This window comes from Marinobacter sp. E2 (assembly GCF_055755345.1).
Genome location: NZ_CM146911.1, coordinates 3,577,320 through 3,599,657, shown reverse-complemented (window position 1 = coordinate 3,599,657; position 22,338 = coordinate 3,577,320). Strand labels below are relative to the sequence as shown.

At 60.4% G+C, this 22,338-nt stretch carries 16 protein-coding genes; 11 read left to right on the top strand and 5 right to left on the bottom strand.

The genetic code is table 11. The annotated features are described in order from the left end of the window. Position 1 precedes the first annotated feature (1 nt). The 3 genes from AC0J1C_RS16425 (at position 2) to AC0J1C_RS16415 (ending at position 5,177) form a co-directional block, all read left to right on the top strand. Complete coding sequence (locus tag AC0J1C_RS16425) at positions 2 to 1,531, top strand: methyl-accepting chemotaxis protein (protein ID WP_473044849.1); 1,530 nt, start codon at positions 2 to 4, stop codon at positions 1,529 to 1,531. Between the two features lie 246 nt (positions 1,532 to 1,777). Then, entirely contained in the window at positions 1,778 to 4,540 is a 2,763-nt protein-coding gene (gene acnA / locus AC0J1C_RS16420) for an aconitate hydratase AcnA (RefSeq protein WP_473044848.1), read from the top strand. 97 nt (positions 4,541 to 4,637) lie between these two features. Beyond that, positions 4,638 to 5,177, top strand: coding sequence for a ferritin-like domain-containing protein (locus tag AC0J1C_RS16415; protein ID WP_473044847.1), 540 nt, complete (start codon positions 4,638 to 4,640; stop codon positions 5,175 to 5,177). Between the two features lie 50 nt (positions 5,178 to 5,227). On the opposite strand, the gene AC0J1C_RS16410 is transcribed toward AC0J1C_RS16415, so the two are convergent. Genes AC0J1C_RS16410 through AC0J1C_RS16400 form a run of 3 tightly spaced genes read right to left on the bottom strand, consistent with a single transcriptional unit; the run spans position 5,228 to position 11,772 of the window. Then, entirely contained in the window at positions 5,228 to 7,156 is a 1,929-nt protein-coding gene (locus AC0J1C_RS16410) for an ATP-binding protein (RefSeq protein WP_473044846.1), read from the bottom strand. Next, positions 7,157 to 9,988 (bottom strand): PAS domain-containing protein, encoded by a 2,832-nt coding sequence (locus AC0J1C_RS16405; RefSeq protein ID WP_473044845.1) that lies wholly within the window; start codon positions 9,986 to 9,988, stop codon positions 7,157 to 7,159. Beyond that, positions 9,985 to 11,772 (bottom strand): sensor histidine kinase, encoded by a 1,788-nt coding sequence (locus tag AC0J1C_RS16400; protein ID WP_473044843.1) that lies wholly within the window; start codon positions 11,770 to 11,772, stop codon positions 9,985 to 9,987. The genes AC0J1C_RS16405 and AC0J1C_RS16400 overlap by 4 nt, the downstream gene beginning before the upstream one ends. 165 nt (positions 11,773 to 11,937) lie before the next feature. Between AC0J1C_RS16400 and AC0J1C_RS16395 the strand changes: the two genes are divergently transcribed. From AC0J1C_RS16395 to AC0J1C_RS16360, 8 genes are all read left to right on the top strand, one after another. Then, a complete protein-coding gene (locus AC0J1C_RS16395; RefSeq protein WP_473044842.1) occupies positions 11,938 to 13,536 on the top strand; it encodes a diguanylate cyclase in 1,599 nt (532 codons plus the stop codon). Continuing rightward, positions 13,533 to 14,696, top strand: a complete 1,164-nt coding sequence (locus tag AC0J1C_RS16390; protein ID WP_473044841.1) for a response regulator — start codon at positions 13,533 to 13,535, stop codon at positions 14,694 to 14,696. The genes AC0J1C_RS16395 and AC0J1C_RS16390 overlap by 4 nt, the downstream gene beginning before the upstream one ends. Continuing rightward, entirely contained in the window at positions 14,697 to 15,092 is a 396-nt protein-coding gene (locus AC0J1C_RS16385; protein ID WP_473044840.1) for a response regulator, read from the top strand. An 87-nt stretch (positions 15,093 to 15,179) separates the two neighbouring features. Then, positions 15,180 to 15,500 (top strand): DUF2288 domain-containing protein, encoded by a 321-nt coding sequence (locus AC0J1C_RS16380; protein ID WP_473044839.1) that lies wholly within the window; start codon positions 15,180 to 15,182, stop codon positions 15,498 to 15,500. Between the two features lie 12 nt (positions 15,501 to 15,512). After that, a complete protein-coding gene (locus AC0J1C_RS16375; protein WP_091988636.1) occupies positions 15,513 to 15,878 on the top strand; it encodes a PA4575 family protein in 366 nt (121 codons plus the stop codon). Between the two features lie 30 nt (positions 15,879 to 15,908). Then, entirely contained in the window at positions 15,909 to 16,817 is a 909-nt protein-coding gene (locus AC0J1C_RS16370; protein ID WP_473044838.1) for a LysO family transporter, read from the top strand. A 102-nt stretch (positions 16,818 to 16,919) separates the two neighbouring features. Next, entirely contained in the window at positions 16,920 to 17,879 is a 960-nt protein-coding gene (locus AC0J1C_RS16365; RefSeq protein WP_473044837.1) for an ABC transporter substrate-binding protein, read from the top strand. After that, on the top strand, positions 17,876 to 20,209 hold the full coding sequence (locus AC0J1C_RS16360) for a PhnD/SsuA/transferrin family substrate-binding protein (protein WP_473044836.1): 2,334 nt from the start codon (positions 17,876 to 17,878) through the stop codon (positions 20,207 to 20,209). The genes AC0J1C_RS16365 and AC0J1C_RS16360 overlap by 4 nt, the downstream gene beginning before the upstream one ends. 2 nt (positions 20,210 to 20,211) lie before the next feature. On the opposite strand, the gene AC0J1C_RS16355 is transcribed toward AC0J1C_RS16360, so the two are convergent. Both AC0J1C_RS16355 and AC0J1C_RS16350 read right to left on the bottom strand, forming a co-directional pair. Then, positions 20,212 to 21,420: an HD-GYP domain-containing protein gene (locus AC0J1C_RS16355; RefSeq protein ID WP_473044835.1), complete on the bottom strand. Its 1,209-nt coding sequence runs from the start codon at positions 21,418 to 21,420 to the stop codon at positions 20,212 to 20,214. Beyond that, complete coding sequence (locus tag AC0J1C_RS16350; RefSeq protein ID WP_473044834.1) at positions 21,417 to 22,226, bottom strand: TatD family hydrolase; 810 nt, start codon at positions 22,224 to 22,226, stop codon at positions 21,417 to 21,419. Before AC0J1C_RS16350 ends, AC0J1C_RS16355 begins: the two co-directional genes overlap by 4 nt. Between the last annotated feature and the right edge of the window lie 112 nt (positions 22,227 to 22,338).

Below are 22,338 nucleotides of genomic sequence, written 5' to 3'. Positions count from 1 at the left end.
CATGAGCAGTGATCGTGTTTCCCATTCCTACGCAGTAGAGGTTCGCGAAAGAACCGACCGACAGATGCTGTTGCTCCTGCTGGCCCACATTCCTGTGGTCGGCCTGCTGGTGCCGCTGGGGTATGACACCGCTCTCTTTGCCGTGTTGGCCGCGATTGTGGCGGGCGCGATTGGTCTGGTGGGCTTTTACACGCTTCGCGGGTCCCGGGCACTGTCTTGCCTGAATGCCGTGTGCCTGATGCTGTTTTCGGCCGTCATGATCCAGGCGCAGTTGGGCCGCATTGAAATGCATTTCCATATTTTTGCAGCCCTGGCGCTGGTCATCATCTACCGGGACTGGCTGCCGGTGGTGGTGGCTGCCGCCACCATTGCGGTCCACCATTTGTTGATTACAGCGCTGCAAATGGCCGAAACGTCCATCGGCAGCATGCCCTTGGTGGTCTTCAATTATGGTGCCAGTTGGCCGACGGCCTTCCTGCATGCGGCCTTCGTGGTCTTCGAGGCGGCTATCCTGGTATTTTTCGCACTCAGGATGCATTCAGAGCAGTCCCAGGCCATGGGTATCGTCGACGTTGTCCGGCAGTTTGACCGTAACCATGACCTGACCGGCCGGCTGGCCGAAGACGGGGAGAGCGTCACTGCCCGGTCTTTCAATGCCATGCTCGACCAGTTTGTCGGGCTGGTGAGTCGCCTCCGGGAGCTGTCGTCCCGTATGCGGGAGAACGCCGACGGCCTGACCAGCGTCAGCGATACCGCCACGCGCATCGCCAGTGATCAGAAGGTGCAGACCGAACAGGCGGCCGATGCGATGAACGAAATGTCGTCCAGCATCCAGGATGTTGCGGGCAATGCCCAGATGGCTTCAGATGCCGCCGATCACGCGTCCGACGCGGCCTCCAGGGGAGGCGAGGCCGTGGGCCACGCGTCCAGATTGACCGAGGCAACCAACGAGGCCCTCGCCAGCAGTACTGCCATGGTTGAGCAGCTTGGGCAGAAGGTCGTGTCCATCGCTTCTGTGGTCGGGTCGATCAACGACATTTCCGAGCAGACCAATCTTCTGGCTCTGAACGCGGCCATCGAGGCCGCGCGGGCCGGTGAGCAGGGGCGGGGCTTTGCGGTCGTGGCCGACGAGGTCCGGACTCTCTCGCGGAGAACCCATGAGTTGACCGACAACATCCGGGTGACTGTGGGCGAGCTGAAAGACCTTGCGGAGGCGACCACCGCCTCCATGGAGATGGGACGAAGCCGTTCGGCCGAGTCCACCCGGGCCATGAAGGATATGGAGGCGGCCATGGCAGACGTGGTGGCAGCCATCAGGGAGGTCTCGCAGATGAACACCCAGATTGCCTCGGCCTCCGAGGAGCAGGCGGCCACCTCGGCACAGATCAACGAGAACATTCAGTTCATTGCCAATCGCAATGGCGATCTGGTCGAGGAAGCGGATCGGGTGCGCGAGATGGCCCTGGGGCTGGAGCAGGTAACAGAAACGCTCGATGAACTGGTCAATCGCTACCGCACCGGACCCGATTGATGAACGACCGTGGTCGTCATCCCGGCTTCCGACCTTGGTCTGACATTCACCGGGGTGATGGCGAACATTCACCGCGGCGCGGTTGAACTCTCATTAATTGCTGCAATAGTTAAAGGAGGTTACACACTCGGAAGTTCCTCTGGCTGTCTCGTGCCCATACTCGGCGATGCCCCGGCGCTATGATGACAGAGGACTTCGTCAACGCCTTCCGGAATGCTCGGACAACGACGAAAAAGGAGGCACCACATGTCGACCGAAAGTCTCAGCAAAGACAGTCTGAACACCCTCTCCAGCCTGGAAGCGGGTGGCAAGACCTTTCACTACTACAGCCTGCTCAAGGCATCTGACACCCTGGGTGATCTGAACAGGCTGCCTTTCTCCCTGAAAGTTCTGATGGAAAACCTGCTGCGCAACGAGGATGACTCCACCGTTGAGCGCAAGCACATCGATGCCATGGTGCAGTGGCTGAAAGACCGCCATTCCGAGACCGAAATCCAGTTCCGGCCGGCCCGGGTGCTAATGCAGGACTTTACCGGTGTGCCCGGCGTGGTCGACCTGGCCGCCATGCGCGAGGCGGTCAAGGCGGCGGGCAAGGACCCGGCCATGATCAATCCGCTGTCACCGGTGGACCTGGTGATTGACCATTCGGTCATGGTCGACAAGTTCGGTGATCCGTCGGCCTTCAAGGACAACGTGGCCATCGAGATGGAACGTAACCAGGAGCGCTACGAGTTCCTGCGCTGGGGCCAGCAGGCGTTCGACAACTTCCGTGTGGTGCCGCCGGGTACTGGCATCTGCCACCAGGTGAATCTGGAGTACCTTGGCAAGACCGTCTGGCAGAAAGACATCGAGGGCAAGACGATTGCCTACCCGGACACCCTGGTGGGCACCGATTCCCACACCACCATGATCAACGGCCTGGGCATACTGGGCTGGGGCGTTGGCGGTATTGAGGCCGAAGCGGCGATGCTGGGGCAGCCGGTGTCCATGCTGATTCCCGAGGTGATCGGTTTCAAGATCACCGGCAAGCTGCGTGAAGGTATCACCGCCACCGATCTGGTACTCACCGTTACCGAAATGCTGCGCAAAAAAGGCGTGGTCGGCAAATTCGTGGAGTTCTATGGCGACGGCCTGAAGGACATGCCGGTGGCCGACCGTGCCACCATTGCCAATATGGCGCCGGAATACGGCGCTACCTGTGGTTTCTTCCCGGTGGACGAACAGACCATCAACTACATGCGCCTGACCGGCCGCGACGATGCCCAACTGGAACTGGTGGAAGCCTACGCCAAGGCCCAGGGGCTCTGGCGGGAGCCGGGCCATGAGCCGGTCTACACCGACAACCTGGAACTGGACATGGGCGATGTCGAGGCCAGCCTCGCCGGCCCCAAGCGGCCTCAGGATCGGGTGGCCCTGAAAAACATGAAGGCCTCCTTCGAGTTGTTGATGGAAACCTCGGAAGGCCCGGGCGAGGGCCGCAAGGCCAATCTCGAGTCCGAGGGCGGTGGCACCGCCGTGGGCGCACAGGACGCCTATTTCGAGCACCCATCCAGTCAGCCGCTGCATATGAATGGCGAGCAGGCTCGGCTTGACCCTGGCGCGGTTGTGATTGCCGCCATTACCTCGTGCACCAATACCTCCAACCCCAGCGTGATGATGGCCGCAGGCCTGATTGCCCAGAAGGCGGTCGCCAAAGGGCTGAAAACCAAACCCTGGGTCAAGACCTCTTTGGCGCCGGGCTCCAAGGTGGTCACCGACTATCTCAGGGTTGGCGGCTTCCAGGACGACCTGAACGAGCTGGGCTTCAACCTGGTGGGCTACGGCTGCACCACCTGCATCGGTAACTCCGGGCCGCTGCCCGAGGAAGTGGAGAAAGCCATTTCCGATGGTGACCTCACGGTTGCCTCGGTGCTCTCGGGTAACCGCAACTTCGAGGGTCGTGTGCATCCGCTGGTGAAAACCAACTGGCTGGCGTCGCCGCCCCTGGTGGTGGCCTATGCTCTGGCGGGCAACGTGCGCCTGGACCTGGAGAAGGATCCGCTCGGTGCCGACCAGGACGGCAACCCGGTGTACCTGAAGGACCTCTGGCCCAGCCAGCAGGAGATCGCCGAGGCGGTTGAGAAGGTGAAGACCGACATGTTCCGCAAGGAATACGCCGAGGTCTTCGACGGCGACGACACCTGGAAGTCCATCAAGGTGCCGGAAAGCAAGGTCTACGAGTGGTCCGACAAGTCCACCTACATCCAGCACCCGCCCTTCTTTGAGGGTCTGAAGGAAGAGCCGGACCCCATTGACGATATCAAGGATGCCAACATCCTGGCCCTGCTGGGAGACTCGGTAACCACCGACCACATCTCCCCGGCCGGCTCTTTCAAGCCGGACACGCCCGCAGGCAAGTACCTGCAGGAGCACGGCGTTGAACCGAAGGATTTCAACTCCTACGGCTCTCGTCGGGGCAACCACGAGGTGATGATGCGCGGCACCTTCGCCAACGTCCGCATCCGGAACGAGATGCTCGATGGCGTGGAAGGCGGCTTCACCAAATTCGTGCCCACCGGTGAACAGATGGCCATCTACGATGCGGCCATGAAGTACCAGGAGCAGGGCACGCCGCTCGTGGTCATTGCCGGCAAGGAATACGGCACTGGCTCCAGTCGCGACTGGGCCGCCAAGGGCACCCGACTGCTGGGCGTGAAGGCCGTGGTGGCCGAGTCCTACGAGCGTATCCACCGTTCCAACCTGATTGGTATGGGCGTGATGCCCCTGCAGTTCCCGGAAGGTACGGACCGCAAGAGCCTGAAACTGACCGGTGAGGAAACTATCTCCATCGAGGGACTGTCGGGTGAGATCAAGCCCGGACAGACGCTCACCATGACGGTGACATACAAAGATGGCGCCACCGAAACCTGCGAGTTGAAGTCGCGGATCGATACGGCGAACGAGGCCGTCTACTTCAAGCATGGCGGTATTCTGCATTACGTGGTGCGGGAGATGCTGCGCTCAGCCTGATGACCCCGGGACAATGCCCGGCGAGAAACCCATGGCGGACTGCCGCCATGGGGTCTGGCTTCTGTAACATTCATTTCTGGGAAACGAGAGAGAGACTATGACCGATCAACCGTTTCTGACCGATGTAAAAACCCTTCGTGAAAGAGCTCGCAAGCACATCGAGAATGGCGCCCTGACCGAGGGCTACGGTGCCAATCGCGACAATGTGGTGGATATTCTCAACGAAGCGCTGGCCACGGAAATTGTCTGTACCCTCAGGTACAAGAGCCATTACTTCCGGGCCGACGGCATCAACGCCTCGGTGGCTGCCCAGGAGTTCCTGGAGCATGCCGAGCAGGAGCAGCAGCACGCCGACTGGCTGGCGGAACGCATCGTGCAGTTGGGCGGCAAGCCAAACTTTTCACCGGAGGGTCTGCTGACTCGTGCTCACGCTGAATTTGTCGAGGGCGATACCCTGCGGGATATGGTTGTGGAGGACCTGGTGGCCGAGCGGATTGCCATCGACAGCTACCGGGAAATAGCTCGCTACCTCGGGGATCAGGATCCAACGTCGCGTCGTATCATGGAAGACATCCTGGCCCAGGAAGAGGAGCATGCCGACGACATGGCGGGGCTCCTGGAGGGCCTGGACGGTTGATGGGCCCCTGAACCAGCTTGGCCGGCGGTTTGGCCCCGCGCCTGGAAACCTCAGGAAACCGCCGGTCTGTTCAGTGGCAGGCTGAGCCAGAAGCAGGCGCCGGCGCCGGGCTCCGAGTGAAATCCAACGTCGCCGCTCATCGCGCGCATCAGCTCCCGCGTGATCGCCAGGCCCAGCCCGGTTCCGCCCTTCAGACGCCGGTCCGACGAGTCGGCCTGTGAGAATCGCTCGAAGATCCGGTCGTGGAATTCCAGCGGCACCCCGGGCCCCTGATCCCTGACACAGATGCGCACCGTGTCTGGAGACACCTCTGTGTATATCTCGACAGGATCGTTCGGCCTGGAAAACTTGATGGCGTTGGACAGCAGATTGTTCAGCGCCTGGGACAGCCTTGCCGCGTCTGCCTTCACGACCACCGCGTCGAGGTGACCAATAGTCAGCCTGATCCGCTTTTCTTCCGAGAAGTTCTCGATCTGCTCGGCACATTCCCGAACCAGGGGCTCGACCGGACAGTCAGTGACGGCAAATTCCAGTTTGCCGGCCATCAGCTTTTCGATGTCCAGCAGATCATTGATCAGAAACGTCAGCTGCAGGGTATTCCTGTGAGCGATTTCGGCCAGCCGTGCCGCCTGCGGCGGAAGCTCTCCAACCGCTTCATTAGCCAGGAGGCCCAGAGAACCGGCGATGGAGGTCAGAGGTGTTCGCAATTCATGACTGACGGTTGAGATGAACTCGTTCTTGACCCGCTCCGCCTTTTTCTTCTCGGAAAGGTCTTCCGCGATCAGCCAGATGACCGGTTCGCCGTTGGGTGAGTCCAGTGTCAGGCCATGAAGCAGCAAGGGTGTCGGCCCCGCCTCGGGTAGCGGGAAATAACCTTCCAGGCCAGTGAAACGGAGGTTTTTCCGCAGCATGTACAGGATGTCGAATCCCTCCGGTCGCTCCCTGCCCGCCCGGTCGCAGCCGGAGCGAAAGAAGGCCAGATCGTTGGCGCTTTTGCCGAACATATCGTCAAAACTGTTGTTGCTGCGCAGAAGCCCGCCGGTCTCCGTCGAATAGAGCCCGATGCCGAAAGGCGCAAGTTCGAACAGGCCCCAGAAGCGCCGCTGCATCTGGAAATCCCGCAGCAGGAGGCTGGTCAGCCAGCAGGTGCCTGCAAACACCACGAGTACCGAAATCGCCAGCAGACCGCGCACCATCCACGGCGACTGGGGATGGCGGGGCCAGCCGTCACTGGGTTCGGCCAGCAGTTGCCAGTTGATGCCGGGCATGGTCAGTTCGTGGTCGACCGGGTTATGCCACTCGGCGTTCGTATCGCCGTAAAAGGCGGTGGCAGGTGCAGACTCGGGGTTGTTGAAGAGTGCCAGGTGCCCTGATTCTTCGAAGCGATCCAGCCCCGCTTCCCGATACAGCCGTTCAAGATCGAGAATCACGGAAATGACGCCCCAGAACCGGTCGGTGTCCTGCTCGAAAATGGGAATTCGGGCGGCCATGCCCTTCCCGCCCTGCACCAGGTCGATGGGGCCGCTGAACAGAGCCGTTTTGGATTCCACCAGGGTCTGTATCTGGGTCGGCGACAGACTGTTTCTGGTGAGATCCAGGCCCAGGGCCGCCTCGTTGCCTTCCAGAGGATAGATGTTGCGAATGGTCAGATCGGGCGCCAGCCCGATGTTTCGGAGCTGTGGTGCCAGGTCGAAAATGACCGATGCCAGCTGGCGGAATTCCGTTTCCCGGATGTCCGGTTTGACGGAAACCGTCGCGGCGAGGCCCCACACGGTTTGGACGTTCTGGAGGATGGTGCTTTGCAGTTTGAGTCCGAGGTCGTTGAGCCCGGTTTGCCATTGCTGGCGCACGTCGTAACGGTGTCGTTCAGTCAGCACATCGTCGATCAGTACGGCGACGGTGGCCATTAGCACGAGTACGCCCATCCGGGCAGCCCACACCAATGACAGCAGACCTCTGGTCCGGGTTCTGATGGCCATCTATTCGGGTGCCCTCTCCAGATCCAGCCAGAAAGTCGAGCCTTCGCCGGCGACAGACTCGAAACCCACGTCACCCCCCATCTGGGTCATGATTTCCCGAGTGATAGCAAGGCCCAGGCCTGTGCCCCGTTTGCCCCGGGTCGCTGAACTGTCGGCCTGCGCGAACTTTTCGAAGATTCGCTGACGGAACTCCTCCGGTACTCCCGAGCCATGGTCGATAACCATGAGTCGCAAGCGTGTGCCCTCGCATTTGCCCCTGACCACCACCTGTCCGTTTTCGGGCGAAAACTTGACCGCGTTCGACAGCAGGTTTGTGAGTGCCTGGGCCAGGCGGCGTGCGTCGGCCATTACCATCTCATCCGGGAAGGGCGTATCGAGAGCGATCCTGACCGACCTCCGTGTAGCGTATGTCTGCAGCCGATCGATTACATCATGGATGATCGGGGTAACGCGGCCGGGTTTCCGATCAATGCCCATCTTGCCCGAAACCAGTTTTTCCATGTCCAGGAGATCATCCACCAGCTGTTGCAGTTGTTCGCTGTTTCTGTGGGCAATGGTGACCAGGTTCTGTGCCTTTTCCGGGAGCACGCCCGCCGTGCCGGATTCGAGGAGGCCCAGGGACCCGCAGATGGAGGTCAGCGGGGTGCGCAATTCGTGGCTCACGGTCGAGATGAACTCGTTCTTCATCCGGTCCACCTGCTTGCGTTCCGAGATGTCCTCAACAAGGGTCCAGATCAGGGGGATGCCTGAGGTGTTGCGTATTTTCATGCCGCGAACGGTCGCCGGATAGCTGCCCCCGTCTGCCCGGTAGATTTCAAGCTCATGGGGGCCAAAGCGTTGATGATCCCTCAGTTCCTCGAGAATCTGGTTCAGCCGGGGAGCGGATTCCGGCTTGATCAGGTCGTGAAAATTCATGGACTTGAGCTGCTGGCGGGTATAGCCCGAGGGGCTGAGCAAGGCGTCGTTGACCTCGAGGAATTCGCCCGTCAGGTAGTTGTTCAGCGCAATTCCAATGGGCGACAGTTCGTACAGGCGTCGAAGCTGGGTCTCGCTTTCCTGCAGAGCGAGTTCTGTGCGTTTGGACTGATCAATATCTGCGATGTAACCGTGCCACACGATGCTGTCGTCCGGCATGCGTTCTGGCGTTGATCGCCCCTCAAGCCAGCGCCAACCGTCCGAGCTGCTACCCACCCGGTATTGACAGGTCCAGGTTTCGAGCGTTTTCGCAGACTGCTCAATGGTTTCAGTGACGGTGGGCAGGTCATCCGGATGAATCCGGCTGAAGACCCCCGAGGCATCCTCCCTGACCTCCTCACTGCTAACACCATAGATGTCCCGGATATGAGGACTTGCGAAGGGGAAGGCCGAACGCCCGTCCGGCCACCAGCGATACTGGTAAAGCACCCCTGGCGTCTGCTCCACCAGTTTGGTCAGCATTTCGTTGCTGAGCTTTTGTTCGAGCACACTGGCAACCCAGCGCGCAAGGAGTGTGACAAACGTGATCTCTGTGCTGGAAAAGTCCTCCTCGCGATGCTCCGGAGAGGAAAAATTGAGGGTTCCGAACAGCTGGCCACGAACGGTAACTGGCGCCGCTATGTAGCTTTCAAGCCCGAAAACCTCGTAACACCGCTGATCCCGGTACCTGGACCGGGCCATGTGAGGTATCGCCAGACTCTCTCTGGAACCCAGCAGCATCGAACAGTAGGTTTCCTCGAGTGGGAATCTCATATCCCGCTGCAGTCCCGCGTCTTCGGGGGCAACGAACCAGCGTATCGAATAGATGCTGCTGTTGATCTCACTGACAATACCGATGGGCAGGTTCAGGAATTCACAGCCCATGCGCAGGGCGTTCTCGATTCGGTTGTCGTCGTCGCTGTCGTAATCGAGAGCCAGCTCGTTGAGATTGCTGAGGGCCTGGTTCTGCTGCTGTATGCGCGTGAGATTTTCCATTTCGGTCGTGATGTCTGCGTGGGTGCCATACATCATGAGTGGCTTGCCGTCGCCGGTCCACTCAATGACCTGCCCGCGGTCGTGCACCCACACCCAGTGACCATTGCGGTGTTTCATCCGGCACCGAAAATCGTATTCGGGCAGCTCGCCGCGGAAATGGGCGTTCAGCCGCTTTTCCGATTCCTGCAGATCCTCGGGGTGGGCCAGGTCGAGCCAGGTTGAGATGCTTACCGGTTCCAGTTCGGAAAGGGTATAGCCGCAGATGTTGGCCCAACGTTCGTTAAACACCGTTTCGCCGGTCTGGACGTTCCATTCCCAGGTACCGATCCGGGTGCCCTTGATGATCGCGTTGGCTCTGCGTTCGCTGTCCCTGAGGGCCTGTACATAGTCGGATTCATCAAGAAGATTGATCTCATGTTCCACGCAGCTGGCCAGATCCGCGAGCGTCTCCTTGTCGCGCTCGGAGAACGAACGCGGTTGATCATCGATAACACAGAGCGTGCCCAGACAATGCCCCTCGCTGTCGCAGACGGGCATCCCCGCATAAGAGCGGATGAACGGAGATTCCACCACAAGCGGATTGTCGGCAAAGCGCGGGTCGGCAAGCGTGTCCTCAATGATCAGTGGTTCCCGCTTGAGTATCGCGTGGCCGCAGAAAGACACGTCCCGGCCGGTTTCACTGGCGGACAGGCCGACCCGGGATTTGAACCATTGTCGATCTGTGTCCACCAGGCTCACGAGGGCTATCGGCACGCCGAGAGCGCGACTGGCAAGGCGTGTGAGCCTGTCAAAGCGCTCTTCTGGCGAGCTATCCAGCAGCCCTGTGCGATCCAGAGCCCGCTTGCGGGCATGCTCGTCCTGGGGGTAAGCGGGAGTTTTCATGCGCCCCGATCCTCGGCTGGCGCAACGTTGGGTATTTCCACCCAGAAGTTCGCGCCTCTTTCATAGTAATAGCCAACCGTTCCCTGCATCAGCGTGGCCAGTTCGCGGCAGATCGCCAATCCGAGCCCGGTGCCCTTGATCGATTTTGCGGCGCCCACCTCGGCCTGCGAGAACCGCTGGAAAAGCGACTTCTCAAAATGGGCGGGCACGCCCTCGCCGGAATCGCTCACCGTTATCCGGGTGTGGTCCGGCCCGGTTCTTTGGGTGCTGACAGTGATCGTCCGATTAGGTGGCGAGAACTTGATCGCATTGTTCACGAAGTTGTCCAGAACCTGTCTTAACCGGTTCGGGTCGGTCAGAACGGTCTGATGGGTATCTCCACTAATTTCCAGCTTTAACTCATGCTCTTCGGCGAGGGCGGCCTGGCTGGCGATTGTGGCTTCCAGAATCGGTGCCAGTGGCTGGGGCGACAGGCTGACTTTCATCTGGCCTGCGGAGAGCTTGTTGAAATCGAGGAGATCGGAAATCAGCAGTTGCAGGCGCTCGCCGTTCCTGGCCGCAAGCTCTGTCATTTCCCGGGCCTGGTCGGGCAGGGCGCCGGCGGTTCCGGACGTCAGCAGACGCAGGGCTCCGTTCAGGGAGGTCAGTGGCGTTCGCAGTTCATGACTGACGTTCGAGACGAAGTTTTCCTTCATGGTGCTGATGGCATCGCGTTCCCGCATCAGGTCGTTGAAGGCGGCTGCCAGCTTCCGGGTCTCGCTGCTGCCGGTCACCGGCAGTTGCTGCCCTCGGGCCGGATTCTTTGCCATGGACTCAATGGCCCTTGTGATTCGTGCCAGGGGCAGGGTCGCGCTCCGACTGGCCAGGAAGCTGAACAGCGCGATCAGCAGGCCGATACCGGCACTGATACCAACGAATTCCAGGAAGGAGCTCCGCGCCGGCGCGGTGGCTCGCTCGTATGGCACCGCCCGGATGAACATCCAGCCGATTCGCTCCAGGTGACTGGCGGCATAGATAAGTTCACGCCCCCGGCTGTCCTTTACATTGCCAAAGGTAATCCCGCTGAGTGCGGCGTCGACCAGCGGGTCCTGGCCGGGCGATGGCAGCGACTGAATGCGTTTGTCCGTTACCGGGCCGCCCTCGATGTAGAGAAAGTTCTCCACATCAATCACCTTGAAAATGTCGTTTTCGTCCTGCAGGCGGTTCCGCATTGCTTCGGGGATCAGGCTGGTCTTGCCAAGGTTGATGGTGCCGCCCAGCAGGCCAACAAGATCGCCATCATCCGTCTCAATGGGTGCAACGAAAGAAATGAGGGGAACGCCGGTGGTGCGACCCATGATGGGCCGGCTGATAACCGGCTGGCGGGTGCGAATGGCCCGCCTGAAATGGTCGCGGTCTCCGTAGTTGGTGCCGATCCTGCCTTCGACGTAAAAGTTTTCGGCAATGGCCGTGGCTTTATCGTCGAACACGATGATGCCATCGGGAAACAGCTCTCTTAACAGGCGCTGGCGATCCAGCTGTTCCTGAATGCCGTTGCGGGACAGCAGGGATTGACCGTCTGTCATGGCGGCGGCCGATTCGGCCAGCACGTCGAGCTTCAGCTGCAGTCGCTCGTCCACCTCGCTCGCAATCCGGCGGGTCTCATTCAGCTGCTGCTGGGTGAGCAGGGTTTCGAAATCGTCCACAAGCGCCTGATAGGCTATGGTCGTAATGCCTGCTACGGTGAGAAGAGAGCCAAGAAGAATAATGACGGCCAGGCGGAAGCCGAGCGAAAGTGAAGGCAAATTGGTTTCCCCGATGGTACCTTTAATGCGAGGTTGCAACTATTTTGAACAGCAGTATGGCATAAATTGTGGATCAGGCAGATCGAGTCGTGTATGTCCAATGACAGATTGGTTGATGTTGCAGGGAAGCTCGATCTTTTAAAGGAACGGTTCCGGGAAAGAGCAGTGACGGAAGTGGCTTCCGTTGTTGCCGATCTGGGCGCGGATGCGGGGGTTGAACCGAGCCGTGAACAGCTCGTTAATGCCTACCGGACCCTCCACAGACTGGCCGGCTCCGCCGGTACTTTTGGCTTTCAGGCACTGGGCAACGAAGCCCGGTCACTGGAAGTGCATCTGAAGCCGTTTGCCGAGGAGCAGGACGCCAGCCAGCGCGAGCAGGCCCGCCGTTTGACCTACCTTGATCCGGAGTTTCTCGGGCGGGTACGCGGACTGGCACAGCTTCTGGTACCCGGTGAGTCAGCCCGCGAGGCGCCTGAGCCGGCGATGCAGCGGGAGACGGCTTTATCGGAGCAGCCGGAAATCCTGGTCGTCGACCCTGACGTTGCCCGGGCCGAATCCCTGGCGACCGCGCTCGCGCCCCATGGATTCACCGTTCATTGCCGACAGGCGCCGGAGCCGACGGACCTGCCCGTTTCTGCGATCATCGTCCGCGACGGAACCCTGTCGGTCACAAGCCAACTGGCCAGAAGTCTGTCCGACCTGGCGCCTCTGGTGTTTATTGGTCCTGACGACAGTTTTGATCGCCGGTACGCCCTTGCGGCCCTGGGCGCCGATGGATTTGCGCCAGAGCCTGTGGATGTCCCGGCACTGGCGGATTCGATCGAACGGCTCATCAACGAGAGACACGAAGCCGGAGCGGGGCGCGTGCTGGTGGTCGACGATGATCCGGAGTTGCTGGAGCATTACGCACTCGTTCTCGAGGATAGTGGTCTTGAGGTACGTTGCGTAGGGGATCCATCAACACTTCTGGGTGCTTTGTCTGAATTCCGGCCCGACATTGTTCTGATGGATGTCCAGATGGGTGAGTACAACGGACCGACGCTGGCCAGGATGCTCAGATTCGACCCCGAGTGGGTGGGGTTGCAGATTATTTTCCTGTCTTCGGAGGAGGACCGGGAATTTCAGTTCGGGGCGCTGTCGGAAGGGGGTGACGATTTCCTGACCAAGCCGGTGTCTGACCGGATTCTGGTGCAGGCGGCCAAGGTTCGCTGTTACCGCGCCCGTCAGTTGGACAAACTCGCTTCACGGGACAGCCTGACAGGCCTGCTCAAACACTCGGTCGCCCTTGCAGAGGCGGTCAAGGAGCATGCGCGCTGTCAGAGGCTGGGGGAAACGTCGGTTCTGGCGATGCTTGATCTCGATCACTTCAAGCAAGTGAATGACCGAAATGGCCATAGGGTCGGGGACCTTGTGATCAAGGGGCTTGCCAACCTGCTCCGTCACCGTCTGAGAAAGACCGACACCATCGGGCGTTACGGGGGCGAGGAATTCATTGTTGTGCTGCCGGATTGTTCGGTGGGCGATGCCGTTCGGTCGCTGCAGGAAATCTGTCATCAGATGTCCCAGATCCGTTTTGGCGGCGCGACCGGGGAGTTTTCGGTCACCCTCAGCGTGGGACTGGCTGCCCTGGACCGGCACGACAGTGCGGAAAAGGCCATAGAGGCGGCCGACCGGGCGCTCTACCAGAGGAAGGCCACCGGCCGGAATGGTGTTACCTGGGATGCGGGGCACATGGAACCTGACCAGGATAGCCCTGTGTTATGAATGTGGTGATCGTGGAAGACGATGATCTGATGGCAGACCTGATGACGACGGTTGTCTCGGGTCTTCATCCCGGTCTGAAAGTCTTCAAGGCGGCGTCTGTACAGGAGGCCACTGCCTTGTGGCGCGAGAAGCAACCGGGCTTCCTGGTCGTTGACTGGATTTTGCCCGACGGCTCGGGTCTGGAGTTGTTGCGCCGGATACGAACCATGGATCGGGACTTACCCGTGGTCATGGTGACCGGGCGGGCCGACCGGGACTCCATTCTGAAGGCCAAGCATCTGGGCATTAGCGGGTATATCAGCAAGCCGTTCAGCGTCGAGTTGCTCCACGAACGTTTGTCCACCATGCTGGAGACCGTGTTGCCGGGCCAGACCGAGGTTCGTTCATTGATCGAGCGCCTGACCGAGGGCCTGGAATCCGGTGTTCAGATACCCGGCACGGTCGACACCGCCACGATTCTGTCCCTGATGGCGCGATCCGAAGAGCTCTCTGCCGGACAGCTTTCGGAGCGATGGCAGAACGAGGCGGCCTTGTGCGCGCGCCTGCTGGAGGTGGCAAACCGGTCGTCGTTTCGACGAACCGGGGAGCCGGTTGTGACGGTTCGGGACGCCATTTCTGTCATGGGCGTGCCGATGGCCCTGAGCCAGGCCCTCGCATTATCCCTCGATGTCGGAGCGTCGTTTCAGAACTCGACGCTGCGGGAGCTGGCCGAAAATTACCGTGATCGGGCATCGGCAGTCGGGCGAGAGGCCCAGAAGATTGCCATCGCACTTGGCAAGCGCTCCCTCGAATTCCAGACCGCCGGATTGCTGAGCCGCATGGGTGAGCTCGCCGTTCTCAGTATTCTGGAGCAATACGGTCGCGAAGGCGGAACGCTTGCACCGAACGAGATTGAACGGGCATTGTCGGAGTGGGCCCAGCAATACGGCAATCGGCTGAAAATCCAGTGGCGTCTGCCCATGGCCACGCGGCAAATGATCGGTGCAGTGCATTTTCTGCCGCGCGACGGCGTACGCCAGGATCTGCTCATCATGCGTCTGGCAGGCCTGCTGTCTGACGAGGTTAAAGGAGAAACCGAGGTTTTGCGGCTCCTGAGGATGCTGGGGCTGGAAGACTGGCAAAGGGCCGCGACAGCGGCGGAGGAAAAGGGAGAGGGTTAGATGATGGATGCCGCAAATACGCTTGAGCGGATCATGCTGGTCGAGGACGAAGAGGATATCCGGGCGGTGGCCGAACTGGCACTGGAGGCCGTGGGGGGATTTACCCTGAAAGCCTGCCCTTCCGGCGCCTGTGCGCTCAGCAATCTGGATGCCTACCAGCCACAGCTGATACTGCTTGACGTCATGATGCCCGAGATGGATGGCCCGTCGACGCTCAGAGCCATTCGGGAGCGTCCGGATTTCCGTGATACTCCGGTCGTGTTCATGACAGCCAAGGTCCAGCCAGACGAGGTCAACGAGTATCTGGCCCAGGGTGCCGCGGGCGTCATTCCAAAGCCCTTTGATCCCATGACTCTGTCGGCCAGGATCCGTGATATCTGGGCGGATCTCTCCTGATTCCGACGCTGAAAGCTTGGCACAGCTGGTTTGACACGTGCCGATTGGTTACCCTCTTGCGCCGGCACGAATTTGTGAGGTAGCTGTATGACATCGAAGCCATCGTCGGATGAGCTGAAAGCCAAACTGAACCTTGAAACCTCCAGGATCCACTGGCATGAGTTGCAGACCTACTTTGCCAGGGGGCAGGTGGTGCGGGTGGCACCCGAGCTGGATCTGCTGGCCGTGGCAGCGGAACTTGCGGCAGATAATAAGCCACGGTTCGAGCAGTGGATGCAGGAAGGGCAGGTGGGTGAGGTAGCGCCGGATACCGCGCAGGCCTGGTACGATCGCAACGCCGAATTGTGGGCGGTGGTGGTCGCTCCTTGGGTGCTGGTTCAGGATCGGTCCGGCCATGTTCTCCACTGATCGGCGCCGATCATGAAACTCCATTACTTTCACGGGCGGGGCCCGCTCCGGCATCTGGTGATGATCCAGGATGGACAGCGAGTGGAGCTGCACATACGGCCTGTTGCTGGCGGCCTCTGGGGGCTAGTGGCCCTGATAGGGCCGGATCAGGGGCAGCCGGAAGGGCAATGCCGTCGAGGCCCCTGGAAGACCCAGGCCCGGGCCGAATCGGCGCTGAGAAGTATCGCCGGCACGCTGATGGGGCGCGGCTTCGAACCCTGTCCCGAAGATTATGTGGTCTGGTCTGTGGCCGCCCAGCGCCTGGTTCGTCTGATCGAGACCGGCGCGACGGCGGCGGCTTCATCCTCCGAAACCATCCAGTTTGATCCCCTGGCCTGACAGGCCTCTATCCCTGCTTTGAGGAATACCATGCTCACCGGCGCATTGCTGATTCTCGCCCCGCTGTTTCTGGGCTTTGCCCTGGCCCTGGAAAACCGAAAGGTTATGACCCTGATTCACTACAGCGTTGAAGGGCTGGTGTATTTCATCCTGGTGCTGCTGGGGCTGGGATTGGGCCAGATGGAGGGCCTGGCCGCTCAACTGGGCGGTATGATGGCCCAGGTACTGATGCTGCTGGCCAGCCTTTTTGTGGCCAACATGGTGGGGTTGTGGCTGTTTCATCGCTGGCAACCCATGTCACTTGAACCCGCTGAGAACGCACTGAACCACGGCTATCGCCGGCTTTTCCTGGCGGGTCTGAAGCCGCTGCTGGCGGTGGTTGTCGGTTGGCTGGCCGGATACTACCTGCTGCCGGTATTTCCAATGGCCGAACAGCTGGCCACCTGGTCGCTGATGGTGCTGCTGTTCCTGATCGGGGTGCAACTTCGTAATGCCGGGCTGTCGCTGCGCAAGCTGCTGATGAATCGCCAGGGGCTGGGTATCGCCCTGGCCCTGGCCGCCAGTTCACTGGTTGCCGGGGCTGCGCTTGTGCCCTGGCTGGGTCTGCCCTGGCACGATGCCCTGGCGGTGGCATCAGGATTCGGATGGTATTCGCTCTCAGGTGTGGTGATTGGTGAGGCTCTCGGGCCCGCCTGGGGCGGGGTGGCGTTCCTGAACGACGTACTCAGGGAAATTGTCGCGCTGGCGATCATCCCGATGCTCATTGCCCGTCGGCCGGCCATGGCCATCGGCTATGGCGGCGCCACCGCCATGGACTTCACACTGCCGGTCATTCGCAGCAGCGGCGGGCTTGCCTGCGTGCCCGTGGCCATTGCCTCAGGGTTTCTGCTGTCGTTCCTCTCGCCGGTGCTGATGGCCGTGTTCCTTTCTCTGGGATAAATTGATCCCGTGCAAGGCAAGATGCGGTTTTACCGGTAAGATGACAGGCGGTACACTTGCCTTTATTGACAATTGTTAATGATCTGACCAGGCCAGAACCCGATGCAGCGCCGCAGATTCCTAGGTTTAGCTCTCGCCGCCGGGTTTGCCTCTGGGGGGCTCTCTGGCTGTTGGTCCCGACCGCCCCTGACTTTTGGTATTCACCACTGGATTGGTTACGAGCCGCTTTACCTCGCCCGCGATTTTGGCTGGCTGCCGGAGTCGGTGACGCTGCGCTCCGGTTCCTCCGCGACCAGTTCCATGGATGGCCTGCTGTCGGGATCGTTGGACGGGGCTGCGTTGACACTTGATGAGACCATTCGTCTGATATCGAGGGGAATGGATCTGGTGGTGGTCGCCGTGTCCGATGTTTCCGCGGGCGCGGATGTTCTGGTGGTCAGGCCGGGTATCGATAGTCTGGCCGATTTGCGGGGCCGCCGCGTGGCGGTGGAGATGAACGGTGTCTCGGGCATTCTCTTGCTGAAGATTCTGGAAGTGGCCGGGCTGAATCGCAATCATTTGAGCCTTATTGATCTGCCGGTCAGCCAGCATGCCGAGGCGTGGGAGCGGGGCGAGGTTGATGCGTCCGTGAGTTACGAGCCGGTGGCCTCTTTGCTGGTTCGGGCCGGAGGGGTTCGCCTGTTCGACAGCCGTCAGCTACCCGAAACCATTTTTGACCTGCTGGTTGTCACCCGCAAAACCGCCGCCGAGAACCCCGGTGCGATCGAGGATCTGGTGGCGGCTCATTTTGCCGGGCTCAAGCATCTGGTACGCGGCATCCACGATGCCCTGTACCGGGTGGCCAACCGCCAGGGCGTCTCGCCAACGGATGTTCGGCAGGCTCTGGCCACCATTACACTGCCGGACCTGGCCGCCAATCAGCGCTATCTGGCGGAGTCCGGACGAATAGAGGTTACGGCAGTTTCTCTTGCCCGGCTGATGTTCGGAGCGGGCCTGATCGCCACCCAGCCCTCCCTGCAGAACCTGAGCGATCCTTCATTTCTGCCGAGGAGGCTGTCTTGAGGAAGCGACTCAGGTTCGGTCTGCTCGTCCTTCTTCTTTCTGCGGAGGTCTTTGCTAACAGCCCCGGGGAGGGTCTTACGCTCGGTGTCTTCGCCTATCGACCGGATACCATCCTGCAGGAGCGCTACGCACCGCTTGCCGACTATCTCTCCGAGCAAGTCGGCGTCGACATCCGGCTCGAAGTCCTGAACCAGGACGCCATGAACCGCGCGGTCGCCGCCAATCGTGTAGATCTGTTCCTGACCAACCCCAGCCACTTTCTGCAGATTCGAAGTGAGCGAAGTCTTACCGGCGTTCTCGCAACTCTTATTCGTAGCTCGGGCGATGTCTCCACGACGAGTCTCGGAGGGGTCATCATCACTCGGGCGGATCGCCCGGACATCGAGTCTCTTGAAGACCTGCGGGGAAAGATTATCGCCTCCCCCGGGATCCACTTCCTGGGCGGCTATCAGGCTCAGGTTCTGGAGTTGAGGGACGCAGGTGTCGATATTCGGCGGCAGAACCTGGTGCGGTACCTCGACACCCATGATCGCGTCGTTCGGTCGGTGCTCTCGGGCGACTCCGACGTGGGTTTTATCCGAACCGCCATCCTGGAGCAGATGGTGGATGAGATTCCCGGTTTGTTTGATCAGATCAAGGTGCTGAATTCGCAGCAGCTGTCGGAATTCCCGTTTGCTGTGTCAACGCGACTGTACCCCGAATGGCCACTGGTTGCCCTGCCCCATGTTGACCAGCGCATCGTCCGGCGGGTGGCCTCGGCCCTGTTCGCCATCGAACCGGAAGATCCGCTGGCCCGAATCATGGGCATTGCCGGATTCTCGCCACCCGCGGACTACCAGTCGGTGGAGCACCTGGCACGTACCTTACGGGTGCCACCCTACGATCAGATGCCCCGGGTGACCTGGGTGGATGTCCTGGATCAGTACCGTCTCTGGGTTGTAACGATTCTGATTCTGCTGATCATGCTGGTGGCCAGCTCTCTCTGGCTGAGCAAACGCAAGCGTCAGCTGGCGATTGAGCAGAAACGCCTGAACCGACTGATCCTGAGCTGGCCACAGCCCATGCTGATGCTCAGGAATGGTGTTTTGATGGACATCAATCGGGCGGCCATGGATTTGCTCAAACACCGCTCGGGGACGACCATGCTGGGCAGAAATCTGGCGGCGTTCTCGCCGGTCCGCCAGGACGACGGCCAGATTTCCTACGAAAAACTCGAGCAGCTTCTGGAGGGCGTCGCGGCTGACCGGGTCATGCAGAGCGAGTGGCTGCTCAGTCGCTCCGATGGCTCTGATGTCTATGTCGATATGACTCTGGCGCCGATCCACGAGAAAGGCGAGACCGATCCCCTGGTGCTCTGCTCCTGGTACGACATTACCGCCCGCAAGCAGGCGGAGCAGCGCCAGCGACTGGCGGCCAGCGTGTTTGAATGTGCCCGTGAGGCCATCTTTATCACCGATAATCACGGCATGGTGATCGATGTGAACGATGCCTACCGGGCCATTACCGGACGGTCCCGGTCCCGTGCCCTGGGGCGCCTGCCACCACTGCCCATGGACGAGGGTATCTCGGTATTCTCCAGTGCCCGCAGCCAGGGTTTCTGGATGGGGGAGTTTCCGAGCCGGCATCCAAATGGTGACGAACTCATTTTATCGGCCACCATCAGCAGTGTGCGGGACGAGCAGGGCGAGGTGACCCACTTTGTCGGCATTTTTAGCGACATCAGTCGTCTCAAGGCGCAGGAGCGCAAGCTTCGCGTTATGGCGCACTACGATGCCCTGACCGCACTGCCGAACCGCGTTCTGTTTGCTGACCGCCTGCAGCAGGCTATGGCATTGACGCGTCGGCAAGGCAGCCGGCTGGCGGTAGCCTACATTGACCTGGACGAGTTCAAGCCTGTTAACGATGCCTATGGTCACAGGGCCGGTGACCAGCTGCTGGTTGAAGTGGCCAGCCGCATGCGGGCCGAGCTTCGCGAAGAGGACACCCTGGCCCGCCTGGGTGGCGACGAGTTTGCCGCCATTATCATGGACGTGCAGGACCAGAAAACGCTGGAAACTCTGCTCGCTCGACTGCTGGCGAAAATCTCGGCACCGGCCTGGGTAATGGATCACAGTGTCGAGATATCGGCCAGCATCGGCTATACGTTGTTTTCGCCAGACCAGAACGAGCCGGCAGCGGAAGAACTGGACGGCGACCAGCTGCTACGCCAGGCGGACCAGGCCATGTACCAGGCCAAACAGCAGGGTCGCAATCGTTATATTCGGTTTGTCGGAGAAGCGTCGCAGGCGTCGGCATCCGGACACTCGGGGAACAGCCCGACCACGGAGTGAACTCAGGCCAGGAACCTGCGAATGTCGATGCGGTACTCGTCGGGATCCACTGCCCGAACAATCCGGTCGTGGGCCGCGGGCCGGGCCAGATCCAGGGTTTCGACCGGAATCGCCATGCGGAACCGGGTGTGGTAAATCACCTTGACTGTGGGCAGTCGCTGGTCGCTGTCGTTGGCTTCAACCACCACCCCAAGCCGGCCGCTTTCCAGCAGTACCAGTGAGCCCACCGGATACAGACCGATACAGCGAATGAACTCCTTCACCAGTACCGGGTCCAGGTGATCGCCACTCCACTCCAGCAGCTTCTTCAGGCCCTGGGTGGGCGTCAGGCCCTTGTGATACACGCGGTCTGCGGTAATGGCGTCGTACACGTCGGTGATGGCCACCATGCGGCCGTATTCGGAAATTTCGTTGCCCTTCAGGCCTTCCGGGTAGCCGGAACCGTCCAGGCGCTCGTGGTGCTGCGCGGCGGTGATCACGGTCAGCTCGCCGATGCCCTCGGTCGCCGCCAGGATGTCCCGCGAGTGGCGGGCGTGGAGCTTCATCACCTCGAATTCTTCGGGAGTGAGGCGGCCGGGTTTGTGCAGAATATCGTCGGGCGTGAGAATCTTGCCGAGGTCGTGCAGCAGGGCGCCGACAATGGTCTGGTGGAGTACATCGGCTGACAGGCCCCGGTAGTTGCCAAACAGCGACATCAGTACGCTCAGGTTGACCGAGTGCTCAAGCAGGTAGTTGTCTTTTTCCCGGATACGGCCCAGGCAGCTCAGGGCGTTGGCATTGCGAAACACCGAGTGTCGGAGCTCGTCTGCCAGTTTGTGGATCGGCGCAATATCAATGGCGCCTCCGAGCTTCACGTTGTTCATGAAATCGCCCACCAGGCCCTGGGCCTGGCTGTGAATCCGCTGGGCAATGACAATTTCCTCTTCGAGCGGAACCTGGGCTCGCAGGCCCGGTGACTGCTCGCCAGCCCTTTGCAGGGCGGACTCATTCCTTCGATCCACTTCGGCGGCGGTTTCGGAATCCTGGGTGTCGAGGCCCCGTGAGGCGTCGATGTACACGAACTGGACCCCCATCCGCCGGATCTTCTCGATGGTTTCCTCTTTTTTGATCACGCCACGCTTGCGCTGGCTGTTGTGGGGAATCCAGTCGTTGTTGAGGTCGGTGATGTACATGCCGACCCGGAGGGCCGAAACCGGGACGCGCTTGATCATTCGTCAGGGAAGAACGTCCGCAGGCTGTTGGTATAGGTCTGGCTAATGACTTGATCGAGGGGGAGTTCTTTCACCTCGGCGATCTTCTCGGCCACGAATGGCAGATAGAAGGGCGCATTCTCCCGGCCCCGGTAGGGCACTGGCGTGAGGAATGGCGAATCGGTTTCTAGCAGGATCTGGTCAATGGGTGCCATGCGCACGATGTCACGCACGTTCTCCGCCTTGTTGAAGGTGGTAATGCCGTTGAAGCCGAGGCACCAGCCCTGGTCCAGGGCGTAACGGGCCAGGCCCGGACCCGAGGTAAAGCTGTGGATTACACCGCGGCGTTTGAGCGTGTCCTCGAACTCGCCGAGAATCTCGATGGTGTCCTCATCCGCCTCGCGGCTGTGGATCACCACGGGCCGGTCGGTGTCGCAGGCAATCTGCAGCTGGCGACGGAACACCTCGCGCTGGACGTTCCGGTCGGCGTTGTCATAGAAATAATCGAGACCGATTTCGCCCACGGCGACAATTTTTGCATCACGGGCGTGGGTGCGAATCTCGGTCTCGACGTCGTCGGAGTAGCTTTCCGCATCGTGCGGATGAATACCCTGGGTACCGTAGACCCAGGGTGCAATCTGGCTGAGCTCCCGCACCCGGGACAGGTTGTCCGGTGACACCGCGATTGTAATCACCTTCTCGATGTTCACGCCCCGGGTCTGCTCCAGGGTGTCCTCGAGAGGACGATCCTTGAGGTAATCGAGATGGCAGTGAGTTTCGATGATCGGCTGATCGAAAACGGGAATTTCGCGACGTTTTTTGCTCATTGTCCGGAACCAGACTCCAATGCAACCAGGGACATGGCTGCTATTCTGTGAATTTGGTCACGCAAGTCTACCAGCTTGTTCGATTGTTGGCGTGTATTACATTCATAGGCAG

What these genes read in the sequence shown, in the direction of transcription:
- AC0J1C_RS16355 (WP_473044835.1), bottom strand. Translation starts at nt 21,420, where the DNA reads ATGATCAAGCGCGTCCCGGTTTCGGCCCTCCGGGTCGGCATGTACATC.
- AC0J1C_RS16425 (WP_473044849.1), top strand. Translation starts at nt 2, where the DNA reads ATGAGCAGTGATCGTGTTTCCCATTCCTACGCAGTAGAGGTTCGCGAA.
- AC0J1C_RS16410 (WP_473044846.1), bottom strand. Translation starts at nt 7,156, where the DNA reads ATGGCCATCAGAACCCGGACCAGAGGTCTGCTGTCATTGGTGTGGGCT.
- AC0J1C_RS16390 (WP_473044841.1), top strand. Translation starts at nt 13,533, where the DNA reads ATGAATGTGGTGATCGTGGAAGACGATGATCTGATGGCAGACCTGATG.
- AC0J1C_RS16415 (WP_473044847.1), top strand. Translation starts at nt 4,638, where the DNA reads ATGACCGATCAACCGTTTCTGACCGATGTAAAAACCCTTCGTGAAAGA.
- AC0J1C_RS16385 (WP_473044840.1), top strand. Translation starts at nt 14,697, where the DNA reads ATGATGGATGCCGCAAATACGCTTGAGCGGATCATGCTGGTCGAGGAC.
- AC0J1C_RS16350 (WP_473044834.1), bottom strand. Translation starts at nt 22,226, where the DNA reads ATGAGCAAAAAACGTCGCGAAATTCCCGTTTTCGATCAGCCGATCATC.
- AC0J1C_RS16375 (WP_091988636.1), top strand. Translation starts at nt 15,513, where the DNA reads ATGAAACTCCATTACTTTCACGGGCGGGGCCCGCTCCGGCATCTGGTG.
- AC0J1C_RS16405 (WP_473044845.1), bottom strand. Translation starts at nt 9,988, where the DNA reads ATGAAAACTCCCGCTTACCCCCAGGACGAGCATGCCCGCAAGCGGGCT.
- acnA (WP_473044848.1), top strand. Translation starts at nt 1,778, where the DNA reads ATGTCGACCGAAAGTCTCAGCAAAGACAGTCTGAACACCCTCTCCAGC.
- AC0J1C_RS16380 (WP_473044839.1), top strand. Translation starts at nt 15,180, where the DNA reads ATGACATCGAAGCCATCGTCGGATGAGCTGAAAGCCAAACTGAACCTT.
- AC0J1C_RS16365 (WP_473044837.1), top strand. Translation starts at nt 16,920, where the DNA reads ATGCAGCGCCGCAGATTCCTAGGTTTAGCTCTCGCCGCCGGGTTTGCC.
- AC0J1C_RS16370 (WP_473044838.1), top strand. Translation starts at nt 15,909, where the DNA reads ATGCTCACCGGCGCATTGCTGATTCTCGCCCCGCTGTTTCTGGGCTTT.